We start from the raw sequence: 10,721 nt of genomic DNA on the forward strand, positions 1-10,721 counted from the left end.
GATGCGGGGCCCGGGTGCCGGGCCCCGCATCCGTGATGGAGGTGTGACGACCCGTTACGGAGCGCCGAAGGTCAGCACCAGCTGCGGAGTGCCCTCCGCGGCCGCCGCCTCGGACGACCAGAGCCACAGCGCGTCCGTACCGGTGCTGGTCAACGCCAGGCCGTACGAGCCGCCGAGCGCCGCCGAGACCGCCGTGGTGTCCAGCGGGGCCGAGTAGACCGCCGAGCCGTCCACCGCGCCGCTCAGCGTCCCGATCGGGTTCGCGTCGAGCGTCGGACGGTTGTTGTACGTGAGCGTGTCCTCGGCCCACGAGCCCGTGATCGGCACGACCGACTGGGAGTCGGCCGAGCCCGCGCCGGTCATCGTGGTGGTCTTCACCGCGAGCCGGGCGCTCTTCAGGACCGTGCCGGCCGGAGCGGCCGGCAGCGCGAACCGGAGGTAGGACGCGTACGGCGAGGTGCCGCGGACGGCCAGCGAGCTGGACGCGCCGTAGTTGGTGCTCGGTGCGCCCGCGTTGGCGTAGGTGTCCTCGGACGCCGTGACGGTGGTGACCGAGTCGGCCGGGGCCGACGCCAGGTTGTAGTGCTGGGAGACCTGCGTCCCGGTGAGCGCCGACGGGTAGACGGCGACCTCGTCGATCTGACCGGCGAAGAAGTTGCTCGTCGGCCGCAGCGGCCAGCCGGAGAGGTTGTCCGCGCCGACGTGCCAGTAGCCGGCGTACTGCTGGTTGGTGGTGACGTTGTTGGAACCGACCAGCTGGCCGTCGATGTACAGCCTCATGCCGTCGGGGCCCTGGGTGCCCACGGCGTGATGCCACTGGCCGTTGTTGTACGAGCCGAGGGAGGTGAGCGTCCGGGTGGATCCGGTGTACACGCCGAACACCACGTTGCCGAAGTTCGTCATGTACAGGTGCTTGTCGTAACTACCGCTGTTCCGCGTCGTGTTGTTGCCGAAGCCGATCAGCTTGCCGCCGCGGTTCGTGGTGGTCTTGAACCACGTCTCGACGGTGAAGGCACCGGTGACGCTCTGCCGCCGGTCGCTGTGGATCTGCTCGTTCGTGCCGTTCAGCGCGACGGCCGTGGACGCGCCGGAGACGGCCCCAGGGGTCTGGCGCAGCGCGGGGGCGTTGATGTACAGACCGCTGTTGTCGCCGCCGTCGGAGGAGTCGGCCGCGTACGGCGTGGTCGACTCGTCGAAGCGCCAGTACAGCCCGGCGCCGTCGGCGATCACCTTGGAGGCGTACGGCTCCGGCGAGGTCGGCACGGTCACCGTCGAGGTGGCGGAGAGGGCGCTGGTGTTGCCGTCCGCGTCACCCGCGGTCACCCGGTAGCTGTAGGTCTGGCCCGGGGTCACGCCGGTGTCCTTGAAGGAGACCTGGGGGCGGGACCAGTGCAGCGAGCTTCCCTGGACGGTCGCGACCGGAGTCGCGGAGCCGTTGCGGTAGACCTTGTACGTCAGCGTCGAGTCGTCCAGGTCGAGGCTGGAGCGCCAGCGGACCTGGACCGCGTTCGGTCCGACGGCGGCGGCGCTGGCGACCGGGACGGTCGGCGCGCCGGTGTCGGGGCCGGAGGCGAAGCGGGTCAGCCCCTGCGCCGGGGCGCCGTTCGTGGTGGTGAACTCGCCACCCACCCAGAGGTACCTGGTGGTTCCGGTGCCCGAGATGGCGAAGGCGCGCGGACCGATGCCCTCACCGATGCCGTCGTTGGTGTCGGGGAACCAGCCGAGCTTGCCCGTCGACGTGGTCGGCTGGGCGAGCAGGTGGTAGCGGCGCCCGTCGGGGAACTCGCCGACGCTGGAGCAGTCATGGGCGTGCGAGGCGCTGTAGAGCACGCCCTCGTAGGAGCGGACGGCCTGGGTGGCGCCCAGGCAGGTGTCACGCCAGCGCTGCTCGAAGTCCGAGAGGTTCAGGGCGATCCGGCCGTCGAAGACGCCGCCGCCGGTGCCCTCGTTGCCGGTGTAGAAGCCCGTGGCGTCCGTCTCGATGTCCTTGACGACGGAGTTCTGCGGGATCCAGCCGTTGGGATACGCCTTGGTCACGGCGCCGCTCGTGGCGTTCACCACGGCCAGCGCGTGCGAGTTGGCCCCGTTGACGGTGAAGAAGTCCCCGCCGAGCAGGACGTTCTGTCCGTCCGGGGTCACCTCGATGGCACGGCCCGGTTCGTCGGCGTTCGCCGTGAACGGCAGCAGCGCGCCGGCGGTGGTGATCGCGGCGAACCGCTGCCGCGTCTGCCCCTCCACGGTGCCGAAGTCGCCGGCCGCGTAGATGGTGGTGTCGGTGACGGCGAGCGCCCGCACGGTGGCGGGGAAGCTCGGGGTGAAGGACGCCCTCGGTGTGCAGGTGGCGATGTCGATCGCGGCGAGGCTGGAGACGGGGGTGCCGTTGACGGCCCCGAAGTACCCGCCCGCGTACAGCGTCTTCTTGTCCGGCGAGACCACCAGGGTCCGCACGGTCGCGGTGCCGCTGCCGACGGTGAAGGACAGGTCGCAGCTGGTGGGCGCGCCCGTGGCCGCGTCCATCGCCGCGAAGTTGACGGCGCTCCTCGGAGTGCCGGTTCCGCCGTCGGGCGGACGCACCTCGGAGAAGGTGCCGCCGACGAAGACGGTGTCGTTCGCCTCGGCGAGCGCCCAGACGACACCGTTGGTCTGCCAGGTCGGCAGATCGTCCGCGGTGAAGGCCACCGGCGGCGTCAGTGCCGCGGCCGTCGGGGCCAGAGAGCCTCCGGCTCCGGCCGCGACGGTCAGGACGAGGGCAGCGGTGAGCCCCCAGGATCTACGCATGTTCCCCCCAGGCGTGATAGCCCAGTCAATGTGGCGTGAAGTGGTGCAACTGCCATCTGTTGAATGCGAACTGTATGACGAAGTGGCAGTCGGTCAAGCCAACTTGACCAATTCCGTAGCTTCCGGCCCTGTGGAAACCCGGGGCGCAGCCGCCCCCAGGGGCGCCTGGACGGGCCGGAAGTCGCCGCTCAGCGGTCGATGCGCACCGTCACGCCGGCCAACTGGTCCTCGACGAGACGGACATCGGCGTCGACCATGATCCGCGCCAGTTCGTCCACCTGCACCGAGGGCTTCCAGCCAAGGAGGTCCCGGGCCTTGCTCGCGTCGCCGATCAGCGCGTCCACCTCGCTGGGGCGCTCGTACTTGGGGTCGTAGCGGACGTGCTCGGCCCAGTCGAGCCCCACGTGGGTGAAGGCCGTCTCCACGAACTGCCTCACGGTCGCGGCGACTCCGGTCGCCACCACGTAGTCGGTCGGCTCGTCCTGCTGGAGCATCCGCCACATCGCGTCGACGTACTCGGGGGCGTACCCCCAGTCGCGTACGGCGTCGAGGTTTCCCAGATAGAGCCGGTCCTGAAGGCCGGCCTTGATCCGGGCGACGGCCCGGGTCACCTTGCGGGTCACGAAGGTCTCGCCCCGGCGCGGCGACTCGTGGTTGAACAGGACGCCGTTGACGGCGAACATGTCGTACGCCTCACGGTAGTTGACCGTCGTCCAGTAGGCGAAGACCTTGGCTGCGCCGTACGGGCTGCGCGGGTGGAACGGGGTCTGCTCGTTCTGGGGCGGCGGGGTGGCGCCGAACATCTCGGAGGAGGACGCCTGGTAGATCCGGGTGTCGACCCCGCTGGCCCGGATCGCCTCCAGGAGCCGCAGGGCGCCGAGACCGGTGACGTCACCGGTGTACAGCGGGGCGTCGAAGGAGACCCGCACATGGGACTGGGCGCCGAGATTGTAGACCTCGTCGGGGCGTATGTCGCGCAGCAGGTTCACCAGGGCGACACCGTCCGAGAGGTCCGCGTGGTGCAGCACGAAGGACCGGTTCGCCTGCTGCGGATCCTGGTAGATGTGGTCGATCCGCTCGGTGTTGAAGCTGGACGAGCGGCGGACGAGGCCGTGCACGGTGTAGCCCTTGGACAGCAGCAGCTCGGCCAGGTACGAGCCGTCCTGCCCGGTGACGCCGCTGATCAGTGCGGTCTTGCTCATGCGTCGTGCCCCTCCCTGACGGGCCGGCCCCCAGCCGGTCCGTATCTTACGGATATGGTCTGATCCAGGCAGAAAATCCGGATCTGGTGTACTGCGGTCCCGCTCGGCCTGGCATGATCCGGGCCATGACTGAACCGACGAGCGTCTCCCCGAGCCCATCGACGTCGTACCTGCCCGAGCGAGCCCGGATATTCGTCGCGGGACACCGCGGCCTCGTCGGCTCCGCGATCACCCGCCGGCTCGTCGCCGACGGACACGAGGTGATCACCCGGACCCGTGCCGAGCTCGACCTGAGGGACGCGGCGCGGACCGCCGCCTTCCTCGCCGAGACCCGCCCCGACGCCGTGGTGCTCGCCGCCGCCAAGGTCGGCGGGATCATGGCGAACAGCACCTATCCGGTGCAGTTCCTGGAGGAGAACCTCCAGATCCAGCTCGCCGTCGTCGCCGGTGCGCACGCCGCCGGAGTCCCGCGCCTGCTCTTCCTCGGCTCGTCCTGCATCTACCCCCGGCTCGCACCCCAGCCCATCAGCGAGGACGCGCTCCTGACCGGCCCGCTCGAGCCCACCAACGAGGCCTACGCGCTGGCCAAGATCGCCGGCATCGTGCAGATCCAGGCGTACCGGAAGCAGTACGGAGCGCGGTACGTCTCCGCGATGCCGACCAATCTCTACGGCCCCGGCGACAACTTCGACCTGGAGACCTCGCACGTCCTGCCCGCGCTGATCCGCCGCTTCCACGAGGCGCGCGAGGAGGGGCGGCAGGAGATCACGCTCTGGGGCTCCGGCACCCCTCGCCGAGAGTTCCTGCACGTCGACGACCTCGCCGCCGCCTGCGCCGTCCTGCTCCGCGGCTACGACGGGGACGAGCCGGTCAACATCGGCTGCGGCGAGGACCTCACGATCCGGGAACTGGCCGAGACCATCGTCGATGTGACGGGTTATCAGGGCCGGATCGCCTGGGACACGAGCAGGCCCGACGGGACCCCGCGCAAGCTCCTCGACGTGTCCCGGCTGACCGGACTGGGATGGAAGCCCGCCGTCGCCCTGCCGGACGGGATCGCCGCCACCTACGCCTGGTGGCGTGACCAGCACTGATCTCATGCGGCGGCCGGCCCGTCAGTACGCTCCGCGACCGTCGACGACGGCGCGGAACGTACGGGCCATGACATCCACGTCACTCGTGAACGACCAGTTGTCGACATAGTGCAGATCGAGCTCGACCGTCTCGTCCCACGACAGGTCCGAACGGCCGCTGATCTGCCACAGCCCCGTCATCCCCGGCCGCACCGCGAGGCGGCGCAGCTCCACGTCCCCGTACCGGGCGACCTCCTCCGGCAGCGGCGGGCGCGGCCCGACCAGGGACATCGAACCGAGCAACACGTTGATCAGCTGGGGCAGTTCGTCGAGCGAGGTGCGGCGAAGCAGTCGGCCCACACGGGTCACGCGCGGATCGCGGCGCATCTTGAACATCAGTCCGTCGTGCTCGTTGGACCGCTCCAGCTCCGCCTTGCGGGCGTCGGCGTCCAGGAACATCGTGCGGAACTTCCACATCACGAACGGCACCCGGCCCTGGCCCACCCGCACCTGCCGGTAGAAGACCGGTCCGGCCGAGCCGAGCCGGACCGCGGCGCCGATCGCCAGGAACACCGGCGACAGCAGGAGCAGGCCGAGCGCCGCGCCGGCCCGGTCCATCACGGACTTCAGGAGCGGCTGCACCCCGCTGCGCAGCGGTGGAGCGATCCGGAGCAGCGCGAGGCCGGCGGCCGACGTGGTCTCAAGGCGTTTGACCGCGCACTCCACCAGGCCCGGAGCCAGGGCGAGTTCGGTCCCGGCATCGTGCAGCCCCCAGGAGAGCCGACGCAGCCGCTCACCCGCCATCAGGGGGCCCGCCGCGACCAGGACGACGTCCGCCTCCAGCTCGCGGGCGGCGGCCAGCACCTGCCGAGTGTCACCGTCCGCGGCCTCCGGCATCGGGACGCCGAGCCGCGCCGCGACGGGCGCGCCGGTACGCACGACGCCCTCGCCGATCGCGACGACACCGACCACCACGTACGGGTGCTCGGTCCGTCCGGCGAGATGCTCGGCGACATCACCGGCGGCGGTGGGCTCTCCGAGTACCAGTACGCGGGTCACCACCTGCGCCTCCCGGCGCGCCGCCACCAGGTGATGCCAGGTCAACTTCGAGCAGACCAGGGTGAGTACCGGCGCCGGAAGCAGCGCGAAGAGACAGAGCAGTGCCGGGTGGTGAAGATCGGCGGCGGCGCGCAGCACGGCGAGGACCCCGAGCAGGATCAGCCAGTCGTGCAGAACGGGCAGACTGCCCCGTGACTCGCCGAGTTCACGCCGCGCGTACCGTCGGCGCAACGACCGCACGGCCGCCCACGCGAGGGCGGCCACGAGGGCGCTGACATAGGCGTGAGGCTGGCGCTCGATGTGCAGGATCAGCGCGACCGGCAGCCCCACGCCGAGCACGTCGACGCTCAGCGCGGCGACGGGATACCAGCGCGCCTTGGCGCGAGGGCGCGTCGTCGTAACGCTCGAACCGGTCTCGGTTCCGGCGGAGTTGGTCTCAGATGTGCGCGCATGCCACATGTACCCCCCAGGCACGTGTCGACGTTCGCCACCTTGTTCGTCGACCCCCTGATCGGCGAACAAGCGTCGCAACGCCGGAACAGTACGACATACAGGCGCACGTCCGCTGCAGTTCACGCGAACGACCTCAGAAGGCGATGGCGTATTCATCTCGTGACGTGGGCGCCGGTGTGGACACGGCCGAGCGCACGATACGTCTGTTCAAAGGGAGTTGCCGCACGTGGGGCCGTGGGGAGAAGGGGCGGGAACGTGTCGGGGACGGGCGCGGCCACGGTGGGGGAGAGAGCCGGCACTGTGGCGAAAAGCACACCGTCCGTCACGCCCCGAAAGCGTCGGGTGAGCCCAGCGCAACCAGGGCGATGGCCACGCGCAACCTCAGCCATCCTGTCCGGGCCGCCGAACCGCTCGGCACCTCACCGCGAGCGTCGGCGTCGACGACCGGCCCGGCGACGCGGGACCTCCGCGAACCCCGCTGGGACAACCGGTCGGTGGGGCCCGGCAGCTCGTCAGGAACGCGCCCGTCGCCCGCACCGACACCGTCGAGGGCCGGTCCGTCGTCCTCCTCGACCGCGGAAGACCCGACGCGTCACGGACGGCGATGCGGAACGACACCCTGGCCGCGTACGTCGCACGTCATCGCACCGGCCGTCGCACAAGCGGTACGCCGTGGGCCCGCGCCGCCCCGGCGCCACACGCCCGACGGTGGTTGTCTCCGCCGTCCGCCATCGGTTGTACTACAGCCAGCCCGCGGCCCCGTGAAAGCCGCGACCGACCCTAAGGACGCCCATGGCGGACAAGTCCTCGGCCCGGACCCACCGGGCCCCGGGACGGCGTCGTCTCGCCCCGGCCATCGCCCTGGGCGTACTCCTCGCCGGGGTCCTCGCCGGCATCGGCGCGGCGAACTCGCTCCGCGCGAACACCCCCGCCGAGGCGGCCGGCGCGTCCCCGGAGGCGTACAGCACCGCCCTCCCCTTCGACCTGCCCCCCACCGCCGAACTGCGTCGCTCGGACAGACTGGTCTTCGCCCACTACTTCACCCCGTACCCGCTCTCCCTGGACAACGAGCCCGCCGACCGCGACTACTACGCGCGCAACTACCTCGCCCCCGACGGCGAGAAGGGCCGACACCAGGCGTACGGAGGGCTGCTGCGCGACCGTCCGCTCCCGGCCGCGCCCGAGACGGGGAACTGGGAACTGGCCCATCTGCGCCAGGAGGTCCGCACCGCGCGCGACGCCGGACTCGACGGCTTCACCCTCGATCTGCTCTCCGAGACCGGACGCAACCGGGACCGCGCCGAGCTGCTGCTCCGCGCCGCCCACGAGGAGGACCCCGGCTTCCGGATCCAGCTCATGCCGGACATGAGCTCCCTGACGTCGACCACCCCCGCCGGCCTCGCCGATTCGCTCGCGCAACTGGCCCGGAACCCCTCGGCCCACCGGCTCCCCGACGGGCGGCTAGTCGTCTCCCCGTTCAAGGCCGAGGAGAAGGACCCCGACTGGTGGCGGCGGATGATGGCCGAACTGGAGACCCGGCACGGCATCCGCACCGCCCTCGTCCCGCTCTTCCTCGACTTCACACAGGAGCGGGAGGCCTACGCGTCGATCAGCCACGGCCTCTCCGAGTGGGGCGCGCGCAGCGCCGCCCGCCAGGCGGGGGCGGTCGCGGACGCCGAACGGGCCCACCGCCTGGGGAAGATCTGGATGCAGCCGGTCTCCGTCCAGGACGCCCGTCCCAACCAGGGCGTCTACGACGAGGCCGGCAACACCGAGACCCTGCGGGCGAGCTGGGCGGCCGCGATCGAATCCGATGCCGACTGGGTCCAGCTCACCACGTGGAACGACTACTCCGAAGGCACCCACGTCGCCCCGTCCCTGCACAACGGCTACGCCTATCTGGACCTCGCCTCCTACTACCTGACGCGGTTCAAGACCGGCGCCTGGCCGAGGATCCTGCGCGACACCCTCTACGTGACCTCACGCGTCCAGTTCGCCGACGACCTCCCGCCCGCCGCCCGCCAGCCCCAGGTGATACGGCCCCGAGAGGGCACGGCTGACCCGCGGGACACCGTGGAGGTCCTCTCCTTCCTCACGGCCCCCGCGGACATCCGCGCGAGGACCGGTGACACGGAGAGCGGCTACCGGGCACCGTCCGGTGTGCACGCGCGACTGTTCCCGCTCCGTACGGGGCACAGCGCGGCGACCGTCGTACGGGCCGGGACGACCACGACGAAGGTCACGACCCGCTACCCGGTCCGACGGCCGGTCGCCAGGCAGGACCTGCAGTACTACGCCGTGACGAGCGGACGCAGCCAGCGCTGAGCGCGGTTGTCAGAGGCGGGTCCTAGCGTGGGGGGCATGACGACGAACCGGGGGACCTTCGAGGCGGCGACGGGGGACGACCCGCCGCTGCCGGAGGGAGACAGGGAACAGAGATCCCGTGAGGTACGGGCCGCGGTCGAGGGACTGCTCCAGATACGGCGGCTGACCGGCGGCCGAGGAGGCGGCGATCCACGGCGGTACCCGGCCGAGTGGGAGCGCAGACAGCCGGTGAGGGCGGTGGCGCTCGCTCTGGAGGCGGCGGGCGTCGCACCTTCGGCGGTCGACGCCTCGGGAGCCCGGACGGCGACGGGCTACCGGGTCACCGCCGGGGAACGGCCCGGCACCGCCGTCGTGCACTGGGTGGGGCCGCCGGGTAAAGGAGCGGCCCAGGAGGAGGAGTCCGCCCTGGGCGCGTGCGTACCCGTCCTGGAGCGGCTCGGCTGGGAGGCGCTGCTCTACCGGGGGCCGCGCCGCAGGAGGTTCCTCGAAGTCGAGCCGACGGGGCCCTGAAGGGGGCACCCGGCGGCACGGCTTCCGGCGGCGGCCTGGGTGGCTCAGCCCGGCTCGGTTCAGGCGATGGAGGCGGAGACGATCGCCGAGACGGCGATGTTGCACGAGGCCGTGACCCAGACGGCCGGGTGGGGCTGCGGGTCCACGAGGGTGGCACCGAGCTTGCCCGGCGTGACCAGGTCCACGACCAGGAACGCCACGGCCATCATCACCAGGCCGAGCAGCCCGAAGACGGCCGTCGATGCCAGACCCTTGCCGAAGTCGTCGTAGGTCGTCCATATGGAGGTGAAGACGATGCCGCCGATGCCGAGGAGCGCGGAGCTCAGGAGCGTCGCGGCGTTGCGGTTGCGCTCCTCCCAGATCAGCCGGCCGAGCTTCCCCGGCGTGAGCAGGTCCACGAGGACGATGCCGAGGATCAGCAGCACCACGCCGAGGGCGCCGTAGGCGGTGGCCCGGCCGAGGCCGTTGACGATGTCGCTCATGTGTTGCCGGCTCCGAGGGGATGGATCGTGAATGATCGCGGTCAAGGACCGGCAAAATGTAGCGCATACGCCGTGGGTCACCGTCGGCCGGGCGCCCACTCGCCGCCGTCCCTGTATGGAGCAACAACGCACCGGCCTCGGCCTCCGCAGAGGTGAGAGTGGAAGTCGTACGGCTTCGGCTCTGCCCAGGGAGACCCAGATGACCACCCTCAACCGACGTGACCTCGGGCTCCTCGCCCTCCGGCTCGGCACCGGCGCCGTCCTCGTCGCGCACGGCACGCAGAAGCTGCTCGGCTGGTTCGGGGGAGGCGGAGTGGAGGGGACGACGAAGGCGATGGAGGCCATGGGCTTCCACCCGCCGCGCGAGAGCGCGATCGCCGCGGGACTCGGCGAGACGGGCGGCGGGGTCCTGCTCGCCCTCGGCCTGGCCACCCCCGCGGCCGGCGCCGCCGCGGCGGGAGCGATGGCGGGGGCGGTCTCCGTCCACGCCCCGGCCGGCTTCTTCGCCCAGAGCGGCGGCTTCGAGTACCCGGCCTTCCTCGGCTTCACGGCGGCCGCCATCGGCGTCGCCGGCGCCGGCCGCTACTCCCTGGACCACGCCACCGGCCACGTCGTGGACCGACCCTGGGTCGTCGCCACCGCGTTCCTCGGCAGTGCCCTGGCGGCCGCCGCCGTCGTGGGCCGGCGCGCCCAGGCCCGGAGCGAGGCGGCCCACGGGAAGGACGGGGAGAACGGGCCCGACTGATCGGACCTCCATCTGACGCGGCGGCTCCCCCGTCCCAAGGGGGGCCGCCGCGCCTCGACGTGTCCGGGCCCTCGAGTCACCCATATGCGCCCGT

At 71.4% G+C, this 10,721-nt stretch carries 8 protein-coding genes; 4 read left to right on the top strand and 4 right to left on the bottom strand.

All coding sequences use genetic code 11. The annotated features are described in order from the left end of the window. Positions 1 to 54 precede the first annotated feature (54 nt). Together ACFUJR_RS09585 and gmd are read right to left on the bottom strand one after the other, a co-directional pair. The gene (locus ACFUJR_RS09585) at positions 55 to 2,778 is read right to left on the bottom strand and encodes a DNRLRE domain-containing protein (RefSeq protein WP_383178634.1); all 2,724 of its coding nucleotides are present in this window, start codon (positions 2,776 to 2,778) and stop codon (positions 55 to 57) included. Positions 2,779 to 2,966: 188 nt separating this feature from the next. Continuing rightward, a complete protein-coding gene (gene gmd, locus ACFUJR_RS09590) occupies positions 2,967 to 3,980 on the bottom strand; it encodes a GDP-mannose 4,6-dehydratase (protein WP_383178631.1) in 1,014 nt (337 codons plus the stop codon). Between the two features lie 125 nt (positions 3,981 to 4,105). On the opposite strand from gmd, the gene ACFUJR_RS09595 reads away from it, so the two are divergent. After that, positions 4,106 to 5,074: a GDP-L-fucose synthase family protein gene (locus ACFUJR_RS09595; protein WP_383178628.1), complete on the top strand. Its 969-nt coding sequence runs from the start codon at positions 4,106 to 4,108 to the stop codon at positions 5,072 to 5,074. A 21-nt stretch (positions 5,075 to 5,095) separates the two neighbouring features. Here the strand turns inward: ACFUJR_RS09595 and ACFUJR_RS09600 are convergent, their stop codons facing one another. After that, positions 5,096 to 6,571: a sugar transferase gene (locus ACFUJR_RS09600; RefSeq protein WP_383178625.1), complete on the bottom strand. Its 1,476-nt coding sequence runs from the start codon at positions 6,569 to 6,571 to the stop codon at positions 5,096 to 5,098. A gap of 786 nt (positions 6,572 to 7,357) precedes the next feature. On the opposite strand from ACFUJR_RS09600, the gene ACFUJR_RS09605 reads away from it, so the two are divergent. Further along, positions 7,358 to 8,890 carry a glycoside hydrolase family 71 protein gene (locus tag ACFUJR_RS09605; RefSeq protein WP_383178622.1) on the top strand — a complete coding sequence of 511 codons (1,533 nt, stop codon included), beginning with the start codon at positions 7,358 to 7,360 and terminating at the stop codon, positions 8,888 to 8,890. Between the two features lie 36 nt (positions 8,891 to 8,926). Beyond that, a complete protein-coding gene (locus tag ACFUJR_RS09610) occupies positions 8,927 to 9,400 on the top strand; it encodes a hypothetical protein (RefSeq protein WP_383178620.1) in 474 nt (157 codons plus the stop codon). Positions 9,401 to 9,459: 59 nt separating this feature from the next. Here the strand turns inward: ACFUJR_RS09610 and ACFUJR_RS09615 are convergent, their stop codons facing one another. Next, on the bottom strand, positions 9,460 to 9,882 hold the full coding sequence (locus ACFUJR_RS09615) for a DUF350 domain-containing protein (RefSeq protein ID WP_383178617.1): 423 nt from the start codon (positions 9,880 to 9,882) through the stop codon (positions 9,460 to 9,462). A 199-nt stretch (positions 9,883 to 10,081) separates the two neighbouring features. Between ACFUJR_RS09615 and ACFUJR_RS09620 the strand changes: the two genes are divergently transcribed. Continuing rightward, positions 10,082 to 10,627 (top strand): DoxX family protein, encoded by a 546-nt coding sequence (locus tag ACFUJR_RS09620; RefSeq protein ID WP_383178614.1) that lies wholly within the window; start codon positions 10,082 to 10,084, stop codon positions 10,625 to 10,627. Positions 10,628 to 10,721: the final 94 nt, after the last annotated feature.

Source organism: Streptomyces sp. NPDC057271, assembly GCF_042668715.1.
GTDB lineage: Bacteria > Actinomycetota > Actinomycetes > Streptomycetales > Streptomycetaceae > Streptomyces.